Here is a 22,340-nt window from a genome sequence, read left to right as displayed (position 1 = left end):
GCATGGCAAAAGCGCTATGGCGGTCGGCACCCATCAGGGATCTATGCGCATCGGTATCATGGCAGATACTCATGACTGTCTCCCCCTGGTGGAACGGGCGGTCGAGGTGTTGAACAGGGAGGGCGTCGGGCTGGTCCTCCACACCGGCGATTATGTCGCCCCTTTCACCATGAAGGCCCTTGAAAGACTGGAGGCGCCGGTGATCGGCGTATTCGGGAACAATGACGGTGACCGGGAAGCACTCAGAAAAACCGCACTGGATGGTGGCAACGTCGACCTGCGCGGCGACTGCGCCAGGACCAGCGTCGGAGACCTCTCCATCGGGCTTGTCCATGGTCATGACACCGCCCTGCTCACCTCGCTCATGGAGCGCGGCGACCTCGACGTCCTTGTCTCCGGCCACACCCACCATCCCCTCATCGGTCGGCATGGGAGGACGCTGATGATCAACCCGGGCGAGACCTGTGGATATCTCACCGGCACACCGACTCTCGCCGTCCTGGAGACCGGGACGAAAGAGGTGCACCTGATCAGGCTGTGATCAATGGATTTATTCCAGACCGATGCATCTCCCCGGAGGACCGAACGCTCGAAGATCGGCTCTGGAGATATCCTCTGGATCGTTCTCCTCGACGGGAGACGGCACGAGGCAGTGTTCCTCTCTGCTGCACTTTCGTGACAAGAAGAGTCGGGCGCTTCTATCTCCGGGGTCGCGACGAGGGGGAAGCGTGACGATCGAACGTGCCGCCCCTCCTCATCACTTCGTTTGTTCTGCCGTCTCGCGAGAGGATAGGACGGGGACGGCACGGGGTGGCGTGATCCCCTGAAAAGCGATCAACTCCCTCCCGTCCTGGTTCTATCTTCGTGGTCGCGGCGACGGGGGAGGTGCGGCGATTGAGTGATATCTCCATACGCCGCCCTGTTCGAGGAAAGAGATCGAAGATCCTTCCACACGAGCAGATCTCAAAACTCTCCGGGGTTGAACATCTCCTCCAACCGAAGTGCTTCCCTCCAGGCATTCTGACCATATCCTTCACCAGGGGGGCGTCGCACCCCGGACCCCCCACCGATGAAGATTGGCGGGGGATTGCATCTCATCCTCATCTTCTTCGCTCTGCCTTCCTATCTCCATCGCCATCCCTGGGGTCCGCGGGCAAAGCCCCCGGCACAAACATAGAAGGAGGCGATTGCGTCGTGTTCACACCCTGAAATGTGAGGATTTCCACAAAACCAAAAAAAAGATCAGCGCCGCCTGATGGCAGCGGCACACCCGAGAAGACCCGCGGCCAGCGGCACCAGCAGTCCGCCTGAAGAGGTCGGGACGGTCGTGGTGGTGACGGTCGTCGTCGGGACCGCGGTCTCCTCAGGCTCGAAACCGATCGGTGGGTTCACATGGACCAGGAAAACCGAGATCGGTTGTGGGCCGGCTACAACGGGTTGGCCGGGACAGGCGGATGAGAGGGCCTCTCCCCGGATAAAGGTGATCGAAACACTCGAGTTGTCGTTTCTTCCGTTGTACGTGAGGTTTTCACCGGGCTTGAGGACATCTTCAAAGACCTTCATCCCTTCGCTCAGGACGGTAACGTTCATCTCGACGGCCGGGCAGACCGAACCGGTGCAGTTGGCGCAGTCAGGGACCGCTTCGTAGGTGAGCGTGTAGTTGCCGAGAAGCGGGGCCGGCAGGGTGGCCGGGTCGCCGACGATATCGGTCGCATACCAGGTTCCCTCCGAGGGCGTCAGTTTCCCGACGGCGATCCAGCGACCGCCCTCGCCGCCGACCGAGGTGACCTCGACGGCATCGCCGACCTCGAAGACCGAGAAGACGGCCGGGTCAGGGACCGTGCCGTTGACCTCGGCACTCTCGTTCATCGCGGCCCATCCGCACGGCGGCGTCACCGAATAATTGCACTCGTACCTCGCATCAGGCAGAATGGTCATCGTACCATTCTCGACATCAAGTGCTGTGATCGTACCTTTCTCCGTGACCTCGAGGAGCACTGCCGACGCGGCAGGCACAGAACAGAGGAGACACAGAGCCATGGCAAGAAGAATTTTCTTATACATGATATTTTCACCATTCCTCCTCCGACCGGAGCGTATCCCGGAACCGGAGAGATCGATGGTCATTCATCATCAGGGAGAATAAACCTTTGCTGTGCCGCACCTTTATGCCCCTGCCCGCCGCACCAGAGAGGCATGGAGAGGGCAGCGCAGGGCGATGTCGTCCTCGTCGAGTACACCGGCACGCTTGATGACGGCACCGTCTTCGACCACTCTGAGGAACCGCAGGAGGTGACCCTCGGGGAAGGGACGATCAATCCGGCCTTTGAGGAGACACTGATCGGCATGGCACCCGGGGAGACGAAGACCGTCTTTCTCCCGGCGAAAAAGGCATATGGACCTCACAAAATGAGACTGGTCTTCAGGATCAGACGCAAAAAACTCAACCTCCCTGAGGAACCGGTCCCGGGCGGGATTGCACGGGTCAGCCTCGAGAACGGGAAGAGCTCGCTCGTCACCATCAAGGAGGTGAGCGAACGCTGGGTGGTCGTGGACGCCAACCACCCGCTCGCCGGAAAAGATCTCACCTTCAGCCTCACCCTCATGGAGATCAGGAGACGGGCCTAGTCTCGTATCATCACTCAATTATCCGACCGGGATGCCACTGATCACACTCTTCACGACAGGGCACCGAGCGAGACCACCACTTCGTCGCCGCCCCGCTCCTATCCTTACCGTGGGGGGGGTCCGGCGGGTTTCCCCCCGGTGCAGGATGGGGATGAAGATTCAACAATCTGGGCGGCACGAATGGATCGATATGATGAAGAGAGAGGGGGGAAGGCAAGGGCCGAATCATGAAAAAGATCGTGCCGATCCCTACGATCTCTTCACGCGAGGAGAGAGCTCTCGTTCAATTGCATCGTGTTGACAACTTTTCGTTCTTGACTCGACACGAGGTACCGACACCCTTATCTTCACCCCTGCATGAGGGGGGGCGATGGACGAGGTCAGGATTTACGACGTCGCCTTGGGAACGGTGAGGACCGTGGCACGGTGCCGACTCTCCGGGGAGGAGTGGCGGCAGAGGCTCGCCCCCGAGGCCTTCAGGGTAGCGAGAGAAGGAGGCACCGAACCGCCCTTCACCGGGAAGTACCACGCCTGGAAAGCGACAGGGGTCTACCGCTGCGTCTGCTGCGGCACCGACCTCTTCCTCTCGGAGACGAAGTTCGATTCCGGCAGTGGGTGGCCGAGTTTCCGGGCCCCGGTCTCAAACCTGAACATCAGGACACAGATTGACCGGCGTTTCGGCATGGTCAGGACCGAAGTGCTCTGCGCCCGGTGCGACGCACATCTCGGCCACGTATTCGAGGACGGTCCGCCGCCGACAGGACTGCGCTACTGCATCAACTCCGCATCCATCGTCTTCGCCGAAAAGTGAGCAGAAAACGGATGAAAACGCTTAATCCAGATAAAGGAGTAATTCTCTTATGGGAAGCGTGTACGCCGGCGAGGCCGCGGCCCTCAGGGACGAGGTGCGCGAGGCGGTCAGGAGTGCGGAGGAATATAACCGGGGCATGGAAGCGGCCCCACAACGGACCTGGCCTGAAAGTATTGTGCTTTTCCTCGCCGTCGTCACCACCGCCGCCCTCTTTCTCTTCGTCGACGGGGCCCTCCTCTTCTGGATCGTGGCCAGTTTCTATCTTTATATGTTCCACCCGCTGGCCATGTTCGTCCCCTCGGGCGGGGCCGATAAGGCCAAACTGAGTAAAGAGGATCTCATCGAATACACCCGCTATCTCCGCGACGTCGGTGCGATCAAGGAGACCGTCACCACCAGACGGGGAGCGGTCGCCGAGGTCTTCTGGAACCTCTTCTTCATCAACAGTCAGCCCCTGGCACCGGGGTTCTGGCTCATCTACTCCCTGGACATCCTCTTCGTCCTTATCCTCACCGCGACCGGAGAGACGGGCTGGCAGGTGGCGGCGATCGTCGGCGTGCAGTCTATCGCGATCATCGCCTTCTACATCGCCATCTGGCACATGAAACCCTATTCGCCCGGTTTCTTCGGGAGAGTCCTCGGCCTGCGCCATGATCTCAAGACCGGGATCGCGGGCGGCGTCAGGTCGGGCTTCGTCGCTCTCCTGGTGATCGGCGGCGTCGCCGCCGTCGCCGGGATCCTGGTCGTCTCGGCGATGCTCCTCCCTGGCATGACCCTCGGCAGACTCCTGGATGTCGAGGCGGTCTCCAGGTTCAGGACGTTTCTGCCGGTCGTCCCGCTCCTGCTCGCACAGTTTGTATTTCTCCGCGCCCTCCAGGGGAGGTACTCCAGATCGCTCCTCCTGGAGGTGAACAGGACCGAGATCGAGGGGATGAAAGAACACCTCCTCCCGGCCGCAGAGAACCTGGCCGTTCGGGCCGAGACGGAAGAAGACGATCAGGAGATCGCAGATGAACTGACCGGGATCCGAAAAACTCTCATCCAGCTGAGCGCCTACCGCCCTGAACGCCACTGTCTTGGCGGCCACTTCTCGGTCTATGCCATCGTCCCCAACATCGGGATCATCCTCACCGGCAAAAAGAAGAGAGATAAAGAGGATGCATAGATCTCCCCCGAAACCGGCCGCGTAGAATTCGGCATGAACTCCAGGCTCATGCATACGCGATGAACATTCCTGGTGGTCTCTGGTGAGTGGATCCTTGTTCCCTCTTCAGAACAGGAATCACATGGGACCACCACTTCATCGCCGCCCCCTCCGATCTTCGTCGTGGGGGGTTCCGGGGGGTGAAACCCCCAGACATGAGAAGGCGGTGAAGAGTCTGCAATGGGGGGCACTCACCCCCATCGCGACACAAATATGACCATATCAACCGCGATTTCAGGATCGGCCCCCCTGTTCCAGAGGTATACCCGGCATATTTTGAGGTCATCCCAAAACTTCTCTGGCCTTGATAGGTGAGTGGAAGAAGGTTCTGAAGCACGGTGTCGTTCGAGAAATTGTTGCCGCCCCGCCCCTATCTTTGTCGTCATCACCTCAACCCCCCTGTGACCTTCATCCATCGCCTTCCCTCATGCTCACGCCGGGGGCTCCGCCACCGGACCCCCAGGATGAAGATTGGGGCGGAAGGCGGAGAAATGAATATGAAAGGGGGGTTGCAGTCCGTTGCCTATCGCTCGCGCGGGGGGTTCGGGGGGCGGCAAGCCCCCTGTCGAAGAGAACCATCAAGATGATTTACCATGAAAATGATCCTGACGATCCTCTCTTCAGGTTTCCATAATGGTTTGAATCCACCAAACGCCTTCAGGACTGATACACAGATTGCAGATGCATCTCCTGAATGATCGGGCCTCTGCCTTCCCGGCCCTATCTTCATCCCGGGGGTCCGGGGGCAGAGCCCCCGGCGCAAGGGTGCGGGAAGGCATGATGATCAGATGTGCCGCCCTCATCGCAGAATCTTTCCTGGAATCTCGCACCGGGGGCTCTGCCCCCGGACCCCCACGACGAGGATAGCCAGGGGGCGGCGATGAAACCAGATCTTCCAAGGGTTCTGTCGCGAGGATTGGGATCCCGCCCACACACCGTAGCGCAGCTCAGAAAATTTTCATCCCGTATGCTTGAGCCCGGGGCTCATACCCGATTCTACAAAGCCGAAAAAAGAAAAGAATCTCGCCGGCTCCTGCAGACCCCGCCGGGCGCAAGATATAGGAGAGGGTCGGGCCCCCCCTCATCGGCCATATATGGGCGGCGAGTGTGCCCGGATCTCAGCGCGATCCAGAGATATCCTGGAAGTTTCTGGCCTCAAATCACTCTCAGAGACGGGATCTGACACCGAGAAGTGCCGGCGGGAAAAATGAGACTAGTAGTCCTCAAGACAGTCCATTTCATCCTCGTACTCGTCGACAGGACCGTCACTCTGCCAGAGGTTGTCCTCATAGCATTCAGGACAGATCTCATGCGGCCACGTATCGGTCCTGAAAGGGCGCTCGCAGTATGGGCACACCCGGGTGTATGCTCGTCTGCAGACCGGACAGAGACCTCTCTCTTCCTCCTCCTGAGAGTGCGGAATAAACCACTCCCCACAGAGTTCACAGCATATACGCTCCGGCGTCGAAATTTCAGCGCCTCCAGGGACCTCTGCAGCAGCCGGCCCACAGGAAAATTCACCCTTTTCTTCTCTCATCTTACGTGGCATCTCATGTACTTCTCGAATTTTCCGTAATTTTAAATTTTTCATCTCTCACCGCCCTGTAGACCGATCATGACGTATTATCAGGCGGATTTCCAGAGCCGAAAATGACCATTTGCAACCAGACATCAGCCACGTCCCGGGACGATACCCCTCCTGATAAGTGCGAAATTTTTCGGAGTTTTGGGAAGGTATTTTTATTTTCTGGTTCGATAGTAGCCTGATAACCATGCGTACGCGCACACTCATCCTCTGCACCGCCCTCATGGTGCTCGTGGCCGCCGGCATCTGGAGTGCCAGCGCAGCAGCCACCACCACCACCGATGAGCGGCTCATCCACGCCTCCGGCACCGGCGAAGTGACGACGACCCCTGACCGGGCAGTCATCTCCTTCGGTGTCGAGACCGAGAACACCGACCCGAAAGCCGCCCAGGCAGCAAACAGCCAGGCGATGAACAAGGTGATCAACGCTCTCAAGGCTGCGGGTATCGCCTCCGAAGATCTCAAGACCACCGGCTACAACATCTGGCATGAAAAACCCGACAACGACAAACCCTTCAGAACCCAGGCGGTGATCTACCATGTCTCCAACACCCTTCAGGTCACCCTTAAGGACGTGAACCGGGCCGGCGAGGTGATCGACATCGCCGTCGCGAACGATGTCAACCAGGTCAACGGGCTGTACTTCACGCTCAGTCCCGAGAAGGAGCAGGCACTTAGAGCCGAGGCGCTCACCCAGGCTGTCGAGCACGCCCGATCTGACGCCGACGCCGTTGCGGCCGCTGCAGGCGTGATCATCACCGGCCCCAAGGAGGTCACCATCGGCGGCACGTATATCCCGTACTATGAGCGCAGTTTCAACGCACCGATGGCGATGGACGCCGCTGCCGGGATGCCGACCCCGATCGAGGTCGGCGAGGCGAAGGTCACGGCATCGGTCTCGATCTCATATCTCTGCGCCTGAAAAACCCGCACCCTTTTTTTCCTGTCTGATTCCTCTTCTGGAGCGCCGCGTGAACCTGAAAGTTGGAGGGGGGAAGATGCTCTCCAGCTGCTTTGACGTGGCCTTTCCCGTTCCCATCCCACGGAGGCGGGGGAGCGCGCCGCCCCACGGACGAAGATAACAGAGGGACGGCGATTGAACGGAACCCTCTCGTATGCCCTGTTGTGAGGAGAGGGATCGCTCCAACCTCTGAAGCGTTGCTCAGAAAACGTTCATCGCGTATGCTTGAGATCGGCGTTCATGCCGAATTCTCCAAAGCAAAAAAAAGGGGCTTTGTAGAATCGAGCATGAACCCTCGGCTCACGCATACGCGATGAAAATTTTCTGAGCTGCGCTACGGCGTGTGGGCGGGACCCCAATCCTCGCGACAGGATCTTTGGAAGATCTGGTTTCATCGCCGCCCCGGCTATCCTCGTCGTGGGGGTCCGGGGGCAGAGCCCCCGGCGCGAGATGGCGGTAAAGATTTGACGATTGGGGGCGGCCGATCCATCAGAGGAATATTCTATCCTCTGCGTATCGGCTTCAACATGATATGAAGAGTTCAAACTCTCATGCAAACCTGAAGAGAGGATCGTCTGGATCATTTTCATGGTAAATCATCGTGATGGTTCTCTTCGACGGGGGGCTGGCCGCCCCCCGGTCCCCCCGCATCACGATAGGGGGGCGGACTGCAACCCCCTCTCTGTGGTCATCTCTCCGCCTTCCCGACCCTATCGCAATCCCGGGGGTCCGGGGGCAGAGCCCCCGGCGTGAGCATGAAGGAAGGCGATGGATGAAGGTCACAGGGGGGTTGTGGTGATGAAAAGAGGATGTTTTCTACAGGGCCAAAAAAGGATTATTTCCTCCGTGCAGCGAGTTCCCCGAGGACGTCCTCGATGTCGATCTCTGCTGCTCTGAGGGCGAGGAAGAAATGGAAGAGCAGGTCAGCGCCTTCCTCGATGGTCCGGTCGTTTTCTCCGTTCTTGACGGCAAGGATAAACTCAGTCGCCTCTTCCCCTACCTTTTCGAGGGGTTTGTCGATCCCTTTCCGGTGCGTCAGAATCGAACTGACATAGGAGTCAGGGGAGGGGTGTTCGGCCCGTTCGTTGATGACGGCCCAGAGTTCTTCAAGGACTTCCAGATTCTTCATGCGTTTTGCATCTCCTCTTCGAGAGGCGGGACGATCTCGCCGACTTCCTCACCGAAAAAGCGTCTGACCAGAAGTCTTGCCTTTTCCACGGTGCTGCCCCCCTTGCCGATCGCGATCCCGAGTTCGCTCTTTTTTCGTATCACGATCTCCAGTTTGCCGGTGGTTTCATCGGTTTTGACGCTGTCCACCTCTGCCGGTCTGAGGATATTTGCGATGAACGCCTCTCTCTCTTCTGCGTATTCGACCATCTCGATCCGTTTACCGAGGACTTTCTGCATTTTTCGGATGTTTTCACCTTTTTTACCGATGGCAAGTCCCATGTCCCCGGGTTTGATCACGTAGATCACCCGGTCGAACCGGTCGTCGATGATGCAGTCGACTGCCACTGATTTGGTGAGAATGCGGAGTTCCTCGATGTATCGTCTCTCTTTAAAGCCAATACTCCGTTCCATTTTTAAAATTCCTGATATTGCGTATTTCCAACGTTTCTTTTCGATTTTTGCAATTCGTGGGAAATTCTGTCGGGTGTTCTTATATAGTTTGTGTGAGAGCAAAAAAAAGGTTGGCAGGTCTGACATACCGGCCAACACGCACTGGCATGGTGCTCAGTCTCGGATTCATAGAGGGTTTGAGTGGAATGAAGATGTCTGGTCGTCCCCCCGGGCGGGATGTCCGGCCACCCGCGGATGGACCAACCACTCATCTCTATAATTTCATATATATACTTTCTCCCCTGAGCATGATCAGGAAAACCGGTGTTGCCGACCCGCGCCCCCTTGCTTGAATGCTCCGGTGTTTTTCTCTCTGATTGTCTCTATTCCTTCTGTACAGTGTGACGGTGAGAGATAGACGAGTTTCTTAAGGCTTTCAATGTCTTCTTCGGAGACTGAATGGAACCCGCCGACCGCACCCATGACCGGGCCATGTCTTTCGACGGTCCTGATGATCGCACTGATGTGGGGATGGGCGCAGCCGGTGATGATCAGATATCCGCGCTCTGTCCTGAGGGCGAGCGCCTGTTCGGCGGGGTTGTCGCCGCATGGGCCGGTGGAGAAGAGGCCGGGTGCCAGTTCCCGCCACCCGTCGACGATCTCAGTCCTGCCACCCGCCGCAACGGCTGATTTTGTCTCCTCCGAGAAGGTATCGAGGATATAGACGGCAAGGTCAGGGTTCCGGCCGAGCACGGCCTGAAGCCCTCCTACGTGGTCCCAGTGGTCGTGAGAGAGGACGAGCATCCTGATCCCGGCCGGCTCGATCCCGAGCGCCCGGAGGTTCGCCGAAAGGACGGCCGGATCGCCGCCGGTATCGAAGAGGAGGGCTGCCTCCTCGATATAGCATGAGAAGCCCTTTGCCGTCCTGAGCGCCGGGTCGGAGGGAACGTTGTTGTAGACTTCGGTGACGGTGTACATTGGAGAAGAGATGATTTCTTCTTCTATAGTTGTTGTGTTTGAGGAAAAAGAGCGTTTCAAAACCCCCGATCCCATCCTCGCGACAGGGTGATGGGGGTGAACACCGCTCAATCTCCACTCCCTGCTATCCTCATCTGAAGGGTCCGGCGGATCTCCTCAGGCGCGAGAGAACGGTTGAAATGTCTTCCTCCTTCCGTTGCATTGCAGAATCTTTCCCACCGTCTCGCACCGGGGGGTTGCACCCCCCGGACCCTCCACGGACCGAAGATAGGTGGGGGCGGCAATGGAACACAATCCCGTCGGTTCTTCAGTCTTGAAAAAGAGCGATCAAACGACGAGAAATTTTCATCCCGTATGCTTGAACCCGAGGTTCATGCCCAATTACTATGAAAATGATCCTGACGATCCTCTCTTCAGGTTTGCATGAGAGTTTGAACTCGCCATATCCCGTTGAAGCCGATATGCAGGGGATAAAAATATTCTTCTGATGGAATCGGCCGCCCCCGTCGTCGAGATTTTCCTGCCATCTCGCGCCGGGAGGTTGCACCCCCCGGACCCCCCACGACGAAGATAGCCGAGGGGCGGCATGATGCTCGACTTCGATTCACTCCTCGAATACAAGGATGAGGGTCAAGAATCGATCCAGATCTGATCTGATATTTTCATCGCGTATGCTTGAGGCGGGCGCTCGCCTCATGAAAAATTCAACAGAACCTACCGTTCAGAATTCCAGAAAGAAAGTGCTCTGGCTCGACCGAGAATCCAGGCCTCAGAACGTTCCTGGATATGATCCTGGAAGAGATGATGATTTCTTAAGGACCTTTTTTTGGTCTCTCCACCGTCACGAAAGATACGTGGAGAGATCGACAAAATCCGGCAGATCCTCTTCTTCGACTCCAGCCTTCTCGGCCACCATCTCCTCGATCCCGATCGGCGCCCCGGCCCGGAGGGCGATCGCAATCCCGTCGCTGGGACGGCAGTCCAGACTCTCCTCCCCCTCCTCGCGCACCGAAAGGAGCCTGGCATAGAAGACGCCATCCCGCAGGTCGTCGATCGTGAGCCCGGTCACCCTGATCCCGTACGACTCCATCATTGCAACAAAAAGGTCATGTGTCCCGGGCCTGGGGAGGAGATCGTCGTTGAGGGCATTGTTGATCGAGATCGCCTCCCACAGCCCGATATAAATCGGCAACGCCTTTCCGGAGGGGAGACCAAGCAGGACAGCAGGCACCGCCCCCCCGGCACTGGCAGTGAAGAACACTCCCCGTACAGTCGCGTCCACGGCTCCCATGAGTTACGAGATCATCTCACGGCTGTTAAGGGTTGCGGCGGTCAGAGTCTCTTGACCTCACGCTTGAGGATGCCGATGCTCGCCACCAGACCGACGAAGATGTTGAAATAGTAGAAGATCATCCGCCAGAGGAGGACAAAGACCCCGACAATCGCAGAGTCAACAAAGATCCCGTAGATCGAGGTGGCGCTCACCTCCGCAATCCCCGATCCACCGGGCGTGAGCGGGATCATCATCAGGAGGGCGATGAGGATCTGGGCGATGAACGATTCCACAAAGTACGGCTGCTCCCCCAGACCCATCAGGATGACCGAGGCGATGACGAACTCGATGATCCAGAAGAGTGCGGTGCAGACCATCCCCAGGAAAAGCCCGAACTTCCCGCGGCTGACAAACATGCCCAGACTCCCGTGGAAGTTGTCGACCTCGCTGTCGATCTTGCCAAGAAACGCGGCCAGTTTTTCGGCATTCCGTTTTCTCTTCCTCTTATCAAGCCAGAGCGAGATCCTCTTCAGCCACTCCTTCAGCACATGGGGGTTTCTGAACAGATAGAGCAGGAGCAGGACAAAGGCGGCGATGAGCACCCACGACGCATAGATCAGACCTGCCTGGCCCGAACCGATACTCTGCCACTGCTGGCCCAGCAGGACCATCGAGACAATGCTGATGGCCACCAGCACCACAGCGTCCAGGATCCGTTCCATGATCACCACCGCCGTGGCATCGCCAAGTTTGACGCCTGAACGGTAGAGTTCGTGAACACGCACCGGTTCGCCGCCTGCCTGTGAGGGGGTAATCCCCGCAATGAGCAGGTTTGCGAAGACGGCGTTGAGACATCCGAACAATCCGACCCGATATCCAAGCGAACGGGAGAGGAGTTTCATCCTGAGTGCCCAGATCCCGAGGGCCGCGATGTGGGCAACCAGAGCAAGGGCGAGATACCAGGGGTTGAGCCTGGAGAGATAGGTCAGTGTCCTCTCGTCAAAGGTGAAGTAGAGAACCAGAATGAGTACGATACTGCTGAACCCAAGCGAAACGGCAAGCCACTTCCACTGCGATCTCTTCATCTGGCACCCTTGCACCCGGCGGAGGACCGGGTGCGTTCTGTTCCACTAAGGTTATGGACCATAGTATAAACCCTTTGAGTATCGGGAATAGGAAGAAGAGGAGATATGAATATATTCTCTCGAAAAAATGGGGAAAAAGCCTATTCAGACCGTAAAAATATCCCGTCTCCCCACAATTCCAAAAACTCCGGCCTGAACCCCGGCGTCAAGCCAGCCGTAGCCGTACGAATACCAGCCGAGCGCCTCTTCCAGCTGCAGGTCGGCGGCACACTCCTGTCCCCGTACCAGCGCGGCCCGGCCCTCATCGGCGATCCGGCATGCCGCCCGGTACATCGGGGTCTCGGGATCGGGTGCCGGGGAGACCGACGCGGTCGCCTCGGCCAGGAGCCGTTCGTACCGGGCCGTCTTCTCCTCCAGATGGGCGCGGAGGTCCGGGCCGGTCGAGGCGGAGAGGTCATAGTCGCCCGGAACCGTCCTGCCATGATAGAGCCCGAGGAAGGCGCCGGCGTCCAGCCACCCGTAGGCATAGGCAAAACTGGCATGGGCATTGACCAGATCGCCCCCATCGGCAAAGACCGTCCCGTCAGAGAGATAGGACGAGACCATCCGCAGGACACAGGCACAGACCCCTGCAAGGGCCGAACCCTCCGGAGGAGCGGGAGCGACCGCGGAGAGATCGGCGGCAAGGGCGTCGCGGAGCGGCAGTGTCATAGGCCGGCAAAGGTCTCAAGATATTCCCGTTCCATATGGTGCAGGTCGGCGGGCACGACAAGAATATGAAGCGGCCCGCCGAAGTCCACGGTCGCCAGGTCGCCGGCGGTCCCGGCCGCGACCATCGGTTCGGCCGACCCGGCCCTGGCCACCCCCACATAGACCGGGACCGAGAGACCGCGTTCGGCGGCCATCTCCTCGAGGAGCGCCACCGCTTCAGGAACCCGCATGTACCGGTCAGGCTGGATGTCCAGATAGACGAGAGTGTGCAGGTTCTCGGCCATGTTGTGCTCGATCACCTCGATCGGAGTCTTCGGCGCCCATTTCCCATACGGGAACGGAAGAGAGCACGACTTCCCGAACCGGTAGTTCTGCAAACCGGTAAGGCCGCAGACCGCACTCACGATCGAGGCTCCATGGATGATCTCCGTCCTGACCCCCATGCCCGCGGCCCTGATCCGCAGGTCGATATGGGTCGTCGAGACCATGGGATCGCCCGCGGTGAGAAACGCCACGTCCGAATCTTTTGCAAGCCCGAGAAAATCTTCAGGATGCCCCTCGACGTCGTCCCGGCCAAGCGTCTTCACTTCCTTCCCGAAGAACTCCTCCATCCGTTCAATGGTCGTCCCGGTCAGGACCGAGGTATAGCATTCAAGAAACACATGGTCGGCCCGCCGGATCCGCTCCAGCCCCTTGACCGATACGTCGTTCTCATCAAAGAGACCAAGTCCGATAAATGTCAGCATCACTCGTTCACTCCGTAGATTGTCCGTGGACGATCAGTCCCACGAGGGCGTCGACCACCGCCGTCGCCTCGTCCCGCTTCCGGGCCGAGAACGAGATGACCGGCACCCCTTCAGGGATCCCGATCCTCTCCCGCACCACTTCTTCGCCGATCTCCCCGGGGCGGTCCTTTCGATTCACACCCACGACAAAGGGGACGTCCAGGGCCAGCACATGCGCCAGCATCCCCTGCGCCCCATCGAGGCCCCTGGCGCTGGAACCGTCCACCATGAAGACCACCCCCGTCGCATTGGTGAGCAGGTGCCTGATGATCGGCCCGAAGTGTTCCTGTCCGGGCGTGCCGAAGAGATTGATCTCAAAACCACTGCAGGTAACCGCAGGATTTCCAAAGTCCATCGCGACCGTCGTCGGGGTGCCTGAAAGCCCTTCATGATCCGAGGAGACCCACATCTTCGAGACTGTCCTGATGAAGGTGGTCTTGCCGGCGTCCATCGGCCCGGTGACGACGATCTTCGGGATCTGAGGGACGAGACGGCCGTCTTCATGGACCACGAAGGGGAGAGGACGGGACGGGATATCCATCCATGATACCTGTTCCACCCTGAAATAGTTCAGGAACATATGGTTCCCGAACCCCTCGCCGGCCGTCACCACCAGGTCGAAGGGGACGGTGGCCCTGATCTCCTCGAGATGGCGGTCGTCATAGAGGTTGAGATACTCCACAAAGAGTGTCACGCCTCGCGCTGCGCAAAGATCGACAAAGAGCCGGAGGGCCCGGCATGTCCCGAGAGCGTCACAGAGACGGTTGGAGTACAGGAAGACCGCGTCGATGGCATGCTCCTCCAACACCGTATCGACCCGTTCCTCCCAGATCCCGGCCTCGCTCTCCGGGGTGGCGGCGCGTCCGGCGTCGATCTCCTCGAAGACCGAAGCGTCAAAGAACTCGATCCCCGTTCCCGCCTCGACACGGTACGGTGTCCCGGCAAACCCGGCAAGGAACGCATCTCTGGTAGCGTGGGGAACCACCACCAGGCAACGTCGTTCCTGCCGCCTGGCGCTCTTGAGGGCGCTGAAGAGAAACTGCTGCCCTTCCACCCCAAGCCCCAGCGAGAAGAGGGCCCCTTTTCCCTTCGGTACGCCCCCCCCGATCATTCTGTCGAACGCAAGGATACCGGTCCGGATCATGGTTCCACCACAAGTTCGTTTCCTGCAATGTGGTAGCGGACGTCCCGAACGACGACACCACCCTTCGTCCTGAGGTCCAGCGATCTCACCCCGTCGCCGCGGTCATCAGCCGAGACCTCGATGACCCCGTTCATCAACTGTTCAAGGGTCGAGATGGTCTTCTCGTCGACCGCGGTGGGGTTGAGCAGATAGACGGCAAACCCGTTCATCCGCCTGACCCTGGCGGAGAGAATATGGAAGAACCGGTAAATCGCCTCGAGTTTTGAATAGATGAGAAAACTCGAGAGAGAGTTGACACAGAACCGCACCCGCGGCACCCCGCCGGTGCCCCCGGCCGCTTCTTCAGCCTTGATCTCCTCCAGGATCCTGGTGAACTTGATCCCCATGCCAGTCAGGTCCACCGGACTCGCCACGTACTTCACCCGGTCGCTGTCGGTAGCGGTGGGCTCCATCGTCCTGGTGATGCAGTCGATGATCCAGAGGCGGCGGCGTTCCTCTTCAGAGAGATCGAATGAATCCTCGACATCCAGCGCATCGCCGTCGGCAGAGATGACGACCGTATAGTCGCTCTCTCCGGGCTGGGCCAGATGATATGCCAGACGATCGGCACCGGCAAAGGGAGGAGCAAGAAGAAGCAGATTGGAAGCCGGAGGGATCCCTCCTGTGGTCTCGTCGATCGCCTGGATGCCTGTCTTGAACGGATCCATATCAGACCATACCTGTGATCAGGTGTATGATCCCGCCCACCAAAAAACCGAGCATGATCGTGTATGCCGAAACGGCAAGCGTGATCTTTGTCCCCACCTGTTTGAGGAGGACGGCGATGGTGGATATGCAGGGAACGAAGAGAACGCTGATCACGGCGAAGGTGTAGAGCTGGACCGCGGTCATCGCCGATCCAAGGTCGGTGGTCCCGGCCAGGACGGCGAGGGTCTCGAAGGCCATCTCCTTCCTGAGGATCCCGAAGAGGAGGGCGGTGGAGGCGTAGGCGGGGAGGCCGAGCAGCCCTTCGGAGATAGGGGCGACCGCCCGGGAAAAGGCTTCCACGTAGCCGAAATAGTCCAGCGCGCCCAGGACGACGCTGCCGACCAGAAGGAGCGGCATGGCGATGAAGAGAAACTCCTTGATCCGTTCCCATGACTTGCGTAGCACCAGGACCGGGTCAGGGCGGCGCAGGGGGGCCATCTCCAGGATCATGCCGTACTGTCCTCCGGGAACGTACCTGGCAATGACATACCCGGTGAGCAGGATGAGAGCGAGGACGATGAGGTACACCGAGAGGGCCGCGCCGATCCCCACAAACGCAGCGACGATCCCGGCGATGATCACCGTTCTGGCCGAGCAGGGGACCATCGTGATGAGGAAGGCGGCGATGGTCCGTTCCCTGCCGCTCCGCATCTGCCCGGTCGCCATGACGGCAGGGACATTGCACCCGAACGCCATCACCATCGGGATGAGGGCCCCGCCGTGGAGGCCGAGGTGATGCATTGAGCGGTCGGCGAGGAAGGCGGCCCGGGTCATATAGCCGGTGTCTTCGATGATCGAGAGGAGGATGTAGAAGATGAAGACGAACGGGAAGGCGATCCCGAGCCCTGCCACCACCGCAAGGAGCGCGGCGTGACCGAGGGTCTCGGCAAGCGGATGGAGGGAGAGGGCCAGGAAGGGTTCGATGATATAGAGGTTGAAGTTCTCGACGATCAGTTCTTCGAGAAACGAGCCGGCGATGAAGACGGTGACCAGCATCGAGAGGAGGACCAGCGCGAGGATCGGGATACCGGGGAAGGCCCGGGTCAGGAGGCGGTCAAGAGAGAACCGGTGGTCCGGTTCCTGGGCACCGATGACGGCCTCGATGATCCGCCGGGCACAGAGATAGCGGTTGGCGGCGACGATCTGGTGGGGGGCCATATGATTCCTGGCCTCGATCTCTTCCGCGATCGTCTGGGCCCCTTCGAGGAGTTCGGCATCGTCGCCGATCCCCTGCAGGGCCTGGAGAGCCCGGAGCCTGGAGGCACCATAGAGTTTCTCCAGACTCCTGATCCCGGCCTCGACCTGGGGGTTGTACGGGACCGAGAGCGTCGCGGTCTTCGTCGCGGTCAGGACCGCCGGGATGATCTCGCCGATATTCTGTCCCTGGGAGGCGGCGGTCTCGATCACCGGCAGGCCGAGGAGTTCGGCGAGGCGTTCGCGGTCGATGGCGATCCCCTGGGCCGCCGCTTCGTCGATCATATTCAGGACGACGACGGTCGGGATCCCATACTCGGCCACCTGGAGGAGAAGGTAGAGGTTGCGCTCAAGCCGGGTGGCGTCGAGGACTGCAACGATGACTTCCGGCGCATCGGTCATCAGGTACGTCCGGACCAGTTCCTCTTCGGCCGAATCGCCGTCCAGAGAATAGATGCCAGGGAGGTCGACGACCTCAATCGAGGAACGCTGGTAACAGAGCGTCCCCTGCATCAACTCGACGGTCGTGCCAGGATAGTTGCTCACCTCGACGCCGAGGCCGGTGAGCTGGTTGAAGATGAGCGACTTGCCGACGCTCGGGTTCCCGACAAGCGCGCACCTCATCAAGTCCTCTCCACAAAGATGATCGATGCGATCTCTGGAGAGAGTGCGATGTCGGCACCCATCACGCCGACCACCAGGGCGTTGTTATGGAGCTTGCGCCGGATCGTGATCTCTCTGCCCGGAAGGATCCCGAGGTCGATGAGCCGACGGTTCCGGCCGATGCACCGGATCATCGCGACCTTCACCGTCGCCCCTTCGGAAAAGTCCAGGAGCGGGCGGTGGCCGTTGTGGATGGGATCCATCGGGCAGTCGGCCGGGGGAGCGCCATGTCGCCGCAGCCCTCCCCGTCCCCGTGCCCGGCTGCGAGGGTTCCCCATATAACTGGAGAGCCGATCGATGGCTTCGTCCGAGACGGTATGTTCAAGGATGCAGGCCTCTTTCGAGGCGGTGTTCTCGTCCATCCCGAGCATCTCATGCAGGAAACACTCGAGCACGCGGTGCTTCCTTAAAACAGCCTCTGCTGCACTTCTCCCCCGAGGCGTCAGCAGATATCCTCCGTCCTCACCCCTGAGGCACCCTTCCTCGACCAGCGCCTGGACCGATGTCGTGACCTCGGACGCGGTTGCCTCCACCGCTTCGCCGATCTCCATGGCGCTGACCGGGCGCTCGTGCTCCTGCACCAGGGTCAGGATCGCCTCAAGACAGTCTTCCCGGACGGAAGAACTCATACCTACATTGTTTGGGGTTTCCAGTCTTATGGATTTGGTTCCCTGCAGACCGCGACGGGTCCGCCCTTCCCCCGGACTCTCCTTTAATGAGGATCGGCGAGGACAGCACTCCCTTCTTCACGCTCATCTCCTTGCCTTCCCGTTACGACGGCTCTCCCCCAAATACGGCCATATCGCCGCCGGATCCCGGGACAGACCCCCCGATCCGGGCCCGTATCGGGCGTCTTTGGGGATATAGGCATAGAGACCGTATTTACCTCAATGCATGGAAGAAACCGGGCCTCTCAAGGGCCGCTGAGCGTCGGTATGACCCAAGGTAATATGATGGGGCCATGAACTCCAGGTACGCCCCTGAAAAGGGCGGAAGAGAAGCCCAAATCGAGGGGCAATTTATGGGGCGCACACCGTGTAGAATTGCTCATGAGGTGAAAGCACGCCTCAAGCACACGGGATGAACATTTTCCGTCGCTTGTTTTCTCTCTCTTTTCAAGACAGAAGAATCGGTGGAGACTTCGTTCAACCGCCGCCCCTGCCTATCCTCGCCGTGGGGGGGGTTCGGGGGCAACGCCCCCCGGCGCGAGACGACGGTGAAGATTCAACGATTGGAGGCGGCCGATCACTCTGAAGAATGTTCTATCATCTGTGTATCATCTTCAAAGAGATCTGGTGAGTGCACATTCTCATGCAAACCCGGAGAGATAATCTTCGGGATCATTTTCATGGAGGTCATCCCAAAACTCCCCTGGCCCTGACAGGTGAGGGGAATGAAGGCTCTGAAGTACGGTTTCGTTCAAGAGCGTGCTGCCGCCCCACCCCTATCTTCGTCGTGGGGGTCCAGGGGCAACGTCCCCGGCGTGAGCATGAAGGAAGGCGATGGATTCGCGGTTCACAGGGGGGTTGAGATGATGAAAAGGGGGATGCTTTCTACAGGGCCCGATTTTGCCTTTCCGGCCCAATCGCCATCCCGGGGATCCGGGGCACCCCCCGGCAACCCTGCCGCCCCGCGCCCTGTTCAGGTCCCGAACCGACGCGCCCTGGACTGGTAGTCCCTGAGGGCCCTGAGAAAGTCGACTTTCCTGAACCACTTCCAGTTCACATCAAGGAAAAAGAGTTCAGAGTAGACGGACTGCCAGATGAGAAAGTCGGTGAGATAGTTGCCGCCGGTCTTGATCACCAGGTCGGGCATGCACCTGAAGGTGAGGTGGCGCTCGATCGTCTCCTCGTCGATCTCCGCAGGGTCGACCCCTTCTTCGGCGATCTTTCTGATACATGCGGCGATCTCCTCCCGGCCGCTCTTTCCGACGGCAACGGTCACCTCCATCCCCTCGCCGGCCGTCTCGACGTTCTCGGCATAGTAGAGGTTGAGGCTGGCGATGTCTCCGACCTTCCGGATCGCCGGGAGACATGCCCTGATCTCGTCCGGCCGATCGGTCGAGATATGGAAGGTCGCCCCGCTGAGCCCGACCTCCCGGCACCACTCCGTCGTCTCGACGATCTGGCGGGGCGCTTCGATCATGTCCTCGCCGGTGATCATGAAACAGACATGGTGAGGGAGTTTATCCAGGTTCCTGAGGAGGAGCCGCTCGTAGAGCCAGTGGATCATCCGTGCCGCCCCGTCAGGTCCGCAAGTGACCGGGTATTGAGAATGTCGCCGGGCCCGCACCACCCCCGGCGTGCGAGGGCGAGACCATATCTGATATTCGCGAGTTCAGAGGGGGCGTGGGCATCTGTTCCGATTGCAAGTCTCACGCCCCTTTCATGGGCCTGCTTAATATAAATATCATCCAGATCCAGGCGGCCGGGGGAGGCGTTGATCTCCAGGGCCGTTCTGTTTTCGGCTGCGGCGCCGATGACTCGCTCCATGTCGACGGCCACCGGCGGCCGCCGGCCGATGATCCGCCCGGTCGGATGGCCGATGATATCGACGCGGCGGTTCTCGATGGCGGCGATCACCCGCCGGGTCATCACGTCTTCGTCCTGGCCGAAGGCCGAGTGGACCGATGCGATGACCAGGTCACAGCCCTCCAACGCCTCGTCGGGGAGGCCGAGCCTCCCGTCGGCAATGATGTCCACCTCCACCCCGGCAAGGAGCGTGCACCCTGCAGTGCGGTTCACCTGCTCGATCGCCGCCTGTTGCCGTGCAAGCCCCGGGGCGTCGAGGCCGCGGGCGATCCCGAGGCTTGCCGAGTGGTCGCTGACCAGGACATACTCGTAGCCCCTCGCCTCCCCGGCGGCGGCGATCTCCTCCAGGCTCATCGAGCCGTCGCTCCAATCTGAGTGGACATGGAGGTCGCCCCTGACCTCCTGCACGTCCACGAGGGAAGGAAGAGCCCCTTCGAGGGCCAGTTCCACCTCTCCCCGGTCCTCACGCAGTTCCGGCGGGACCGGACTCATCCCAAGCGCCGCAAAAACCTCATCTTCGGTCCTGAACCGCCTGAGTCCGCCGGTCTCCTGGTCGGTCAGCCCGTACTCGTTCAGGCGCATGCCAGCGGACCGGGCGACCTCCCTGAGCCTGATGTTGAAGGCCTTCGAGCCGGTGAGATACAGGAGCATCGCCCCGATCTCGTCGGGAGCGGTGAACCTGACGTCGGCCCGCCGTCCGCCGATCCTGACCGAGACCTTCTTCTCCCCGGCGTCAATGACCTCGTCGGCGACCCCGGCCAGGGCCAGGGCGGTCTCGGCGGCTGGTGCGAGGGTGACGATATCGATGTCGCCGATGGTGGACCGGCCGCGCCGGAGGCTGCCGGCCACCCGTGCCTCCCCGGGGATGGCGGCGAGCAGCAGGTCTGCCAGCGGTTCGGCCTCGGTCAGGCTCATCCGTTCGGAACCCCTCCTGGCGACGCCGACCGCCCTGAGGATCTCATGCTCCTTCTTCTCGCCAAAGCCCCTGAGCGTCCGGATCCGGTGCCCCCGTGCCGCGGCCTCGAGGTCGTCGAGCCCACCGACCCCGAGATCTTTCCAGAGTCTGCGGACGGTCTTTGGGCCTACACCCTGGAGGTCCAGCAGCGCCGGTAACCCGGGCGGCATCGCCTCGCGGAGACGTTCCCGTTCCCTGCAGGTGCCGGTCTCGACGATCTCGGTGATCTTCTCTGCAATTGCCTTCCCGATCCCGGGAAGCACCTCGAGTTCGTCTCTGTCCATCCCCGCGACCGACCGGCCCAGGTGCCCGACCACCTCGGCGGCCCTCGCATAGGCCCGCACCTTGAAGGGGTTCTCGCCAAGGATCTCGAGCAGGGCGCCGATCTCCGCAAGCACCTCTGCAACCTGCCGGTTGGTCGCGTCCATAGATGGGAGTTGTGTCCTCGATATTTATCGGTGTGGGGCTCCGGAAAAATTGTATCGGAAAAAGCCCTGGAGTATCGAGCACGAAGCAGAAACACGCTTCAGGTCCTATTATGATAATGATCCAGAATGTCGGCCTCCGCGATTATAATGGGGATTCGGGCTTTGTTGCAATCATCTGGATTGCTCTCTCTGCGGGGGGCTTTGCCCCCCGGACCCCCCACGACGAAGATAGCCGAGGGGCGGCATGGTGCTTGACTTCGATTCACTCCTCGAACGCAAGGATGAAGGTCAAGAATCGATCCAGATCTGATCTGATATTTTCATCCCGTATGCTTGAGGCGGGCGTTCGCCTCATGCAAAATTCTACACAGCCACCATTCAGGACCAGGAAAAGGTTACCGGCGTCTCCGCACCCGCTGGTCGTACACCCGGATCGCCCGCAGCAGGTCGATCTTCCTGAAGACCGGCCAGTACGGGGCGCAGAAGTACACCGCACACTCGTTCCCGTTTGCCATCCAGGGCAGGAAGTTCGAGGTCCGCCGCTCGTTCCCGGTCCGCACGATGAGGTCGACCGGGGGGAGATGGATCCCGTCGTACAGGTAGTACTCGACCGTCTTGGGGGTGATCGCGTCGGCCTTCACCGTACCCTCTCTCACCCCTGCCACGACTCCCCGGGCGGCATGGACGATCTCGTTGCGCCCGCCGTACGCCAGGGCGATGTTGAGGAAGTACCGGCTATAGTGGCGGGTGGCGTCCTCCGCAGCCTCGATGATCTCGAGGAGATCATGGGGTAGCATCGAACGGTCGCCGATCATCTGGACCCTGATCTGGTTCCGGTGCACCCGGTCGTCCTCACGGATCTCCGCAAACTTCCTCTTGAAGAGTTCGAAGAGATAGTCGACCTCGGCAGGATCGCGCTTAAAGTTCTCGGTTGAGAAGGAGTACAGGGTGATCGTCCTTATCCCGAGATCCTGCGCCCACTCCAGGACGCGCTGGGTGGTCTCCGCACCCGCCCGATGCCCGTCTATGGTGCCGACGTTGTTGAGCCTTGCATATCGCCGGTTGCCGTCCTGGATGATGGCGATATGGGCAGGAAT

The 22,340-nt window shown here is 60.0% G+C and carries 21 protein-coding genes; 6 read left to right on the top strand and 15 right to left on the bottom strand.

Going from position 1 to position 22,340, the window contains the following annotated elements:
- The first annotated feature begins 16 nt into the window (after nt 1-16).
- Nucleotides 17-541, top strand: coding sequence for a metallophosphoesterase (locus E2N92_RS10100; protein WP_343222840.1), 525 nt, complete (start codon nt 17-19; stop codon nt 539-541).
- A gap of 701 nt (nt 542-1,242) precedes the next feature.
- On the opposite strand, the gene E2N92_RS10095 is transcribed toward E2N92_RS10100, so the two are convergent.
- Entirely contained in the window at nt 1,243-2,064 is an 822-nt protein-coding gene (locus tag E2N92_RS10095) for a hypothetical protein (RefSeq protein ID WP_220681046.1), read from the bottom strand.
- A gap of 132 nt (nt 2,065-2,196) precedes the next feature.
- Here E2N92_RS10095 and E2N92_RS10090 point away from each other — a divergent pair, with 132 nt between their 5' ends.
- The 5 genes from E2N92_RS10090 to E2N92_RS10070 all read left to right on the top strand — a co-directional run bounded on the left by E2N92_RS10090 (nt 2,197) and on the right by E2N92_RS10070 (nt 7,150).
- Entirely contained in the window at nt 2,197-2,628 is a 432-nt protein-coding gene (locus tag E2N92_RS10090; RefSeq protein WP_220681045.1) for an FKBP-type peptidyl-prolyl cis-trans isomerase, read from the top strand.
- A gap of 370 nt (nt 2,629-2,998) precedes the next feature.
- Nucleotides 2,999-3,439 (top strand): peptide-methionine (R)-S-oxide reductase MsrB, encoded by a 441-nt coding sequence (gene msrB / locus E2N92_RS10085; RefSeq protein WP_220681044.1) that lies wholly within the window; start codon nt 2,999-3,001, stop codon nt 3,437-3,439.
- A 49-nt stretch (nt 3,440-3,488) separates the two neighbouring features.
- On the top strand, nt 3,489-4,604 hold the full coding sequence (locus E2N92_RS10080) for a hypothetical protein (RefSeq protein ID WP_220681043.1): 1,116 nt from the start codon (nt 3,489-3,491) through the stop codon (nt 4,602-4,604).
- 1,246 nt (nt 4,605-5,850) lie between these two features.
- Entirely contained in the window at nt 5,851-6,219 is a 369-nt protein-coding gene (locus E2N92_RS10075) for a hypothetical protein (RefSeq protein WP_220681042.1), read from the top strand.
- A gap of 196 nt (nt 6,220-6,415) precedes the next feature.
- A complete protein-coding gene (locus E2N92_RS10070; RefSeq protein ID WP_220681041.1) occupies nt 6,416-7,150 on the top strand; it encodes an SIMPL domain-containing protein in 735 nt (244 codons plus the stop codon).
- A gap of 874 nt (nt 7,151-8,024) precedes the next feature.
- On the opposite strand, the gene hisE is transcribed toward E2N92_RS10070, so the two are convergent.
- From hisE to uppS, 14 genes are all read right to left on the bottom strand, one after another.
- Entirely contained in the window at nt 8,025-8,318 is a 294-nt protein-coding gene (gene hisE, locus E2N92_RS10065; RefSeq protein WP_220681040.1) for a phosphoribosyl-ATP diphosphatase, read from the bottom strand.
- Nucleotides 8,315-8,770: a NusA-like transcription termination signal-binding factor gene (locus E2N92_RS10060; RefSeq protein ID WP_220682998.1), complete on the bottom strand. Its 456-nt coding sequence runs from the start codon at nt 8,768-8,770 to the stop codon at nt 8,315-8,317. The genes hisE and E2N92_RS10060 overlap by 4 nt, the downstream gene beginning before the upstream one ends.
- A 291-nt stretch (nt 8,771-9,061) precedes the next feature.
- On the bottom strand, nt 9,062-9,727 hold the full coding sequence (locus E2N92_RS10055) for an MBL fold metallo-hydrolase (protein ID WP_220681039.1): 666 nt from the start codon (nt 9,725-9,727) through the stop codon (nt 9,062-9,064).
- Nucleotides 9,728-10,568: 841 nt separating this feature from the next.
- The gene (locus E2N92_RS10050; RefSeq protein ID WP_220681038.1) at nt 10,569-11,018 is read right to left on the bottom strand and encodes a bifunctional nuclease family protein; all 450 of its coding nucleotides are present in this window, start codon (nt 11,016-11,018) and stop codon (nt 10,569-10,571) included.
- Between the two features lie 41 nt (nt 11,019-11,059).
- On the bottom strand, nt 11,060-12,085 hold the full coding sequence (locus E2N92_RS10045; protein WP_220681037.1) for a flippase-like domain-containing protein: 1,026 nt from the start codon (nt 12,083-12,085) through the stop codon (nt 11,060-11,062).
- Nucleotides 12,086-12,229: 144 nt separating this feature from the next.
- Nucleotides 12,230-12,796 carry a DUF357 domain-containing protein gene (locus E2N92_RS10040; RefSeq protein ID WP_220681036.1) on the bottom strand — a complete coding sequence of 189 codons (567 nt, stop codon included), beginning with the start codon at nt 12,794-12,796 and terminating at the stop codon, nt 12,230-12,232.
- Nucleotides 12,793-13,542 carry a diphthine synthase gene (dph5, locus tag E2N92_RS10035; RefSeq protein WP_220681035.1) on the bottom strand — a complete coding sequence of 250 codons (750 nt, stop codon included), beginning with the start codon at nt 13,540-13,542 and terminating at the stop codon, nt 12,793-12,795. The genes E2N92_RS10040 and dph5 overlap by 4 nt, the downstream gene beginning before the upstream one ends.
- 7 nt (nt 13,543-13,549) lie before the next feature.
- Nucleotides 13,550-14,725, bottom strand: coding sequence for a GTP-binding protein (locus E2N92_RS10030; RefSeq protein WP_220681034.1), 1,176 nt, complete (start codon nt 14,723-14,725; stop codon nt 13,550-13,552).
- Complete coding sequence (locus E2N92_RS10025) at nt 14,722-15,432, bottom strand: RAD55 family ATPase (RefSeq protein ID WP_220681033.1); 711 nt, start codon at nt 15,430-15,432, stop codon at nt 14,722-14,724. Before E2N92_RS10025 ends, E2N92_RS10030 begins: the two co-directional genes overlap by 4 nt.
- Before the next feature lies 1 nt (nt 15,433).
- On the bottom strand, nt 15,434-17,290 hold the full coding sequence (gene feoB / locus E2N92_RS10020) for a ferrous iron transport protein B (protein ID WP_220681032.1): 1,857 nt from the start codon (nt 17,288-17,290) through the stop codon (nt 15,434-15,436).
- Entirely contained in the window at nt 17,290-17,958 is a 669-nt protein-coding gene (locus tag E2N92_RS10015; RefSeq protein ID WP_220681031.1) for a metal-dependent transcriptional regulator, read from the bottom strand. The genes feoB and E2N92_RS10015 overlap by 1 nt, the downstream gene beginning before the upstream one ends.
- 1,012 nt (nt 17,959-18,970) lie before the next feature.
- Nucleotides 18,971-19,561: an undecaprenyl diphosphate synthase family protein gene (locus E2N92_RS10010; protein ID WP_220681030.1), complete on the bottom strand. Its 591-nt coding sequence runs from the start codon at nt 19,559-19,561 to the stop codon at nt 18,971-18,973.
- On the bottom strand, nt 19,558-21,243 hold the full coding sequence (gene polX, locus E2N92_RS10005; RefSeq protein WP_220681029.1) for a DNA polymerase/3'-5' exonuclease PolX: 1,686 nt from the start codon (nt 21,241-21,243) through the stop codon (nt 19,558-19,560). Before polX ends, E2N92_RS10010 begins: the two co-directional genes overlap by 4 nt.
- A gap of 395 nt (nt 21,244-21,638) precedes the next feature.
- Entirely contained in the window at nt 21,639-22,328 is a 690-nt protein-coding gene (uppS, locus tag E2N92_RS10000; RefSeq protein WP_343222878.1) for a polyprenyl diphosphate synthase, read from the bottom strand.
- Nucleotides 22,329-22,340: the final 12 nt, after the last annotated feature.

The sequence above is a fragment of the Methanofollis formosanus genome (assembly GCF_019633745.1).
GTDB lineage: Archaea > Halobacteriota > Methanomicrobia > Methanomicrobiales > Methanofollaceae > Methanofollis > Methanofollis formosanus.
The sequence above is the reverse complement of the archived record's forward strand: the minus strand, read 5'-3'. Positions and strand labels throughout refer to the sequence as shown.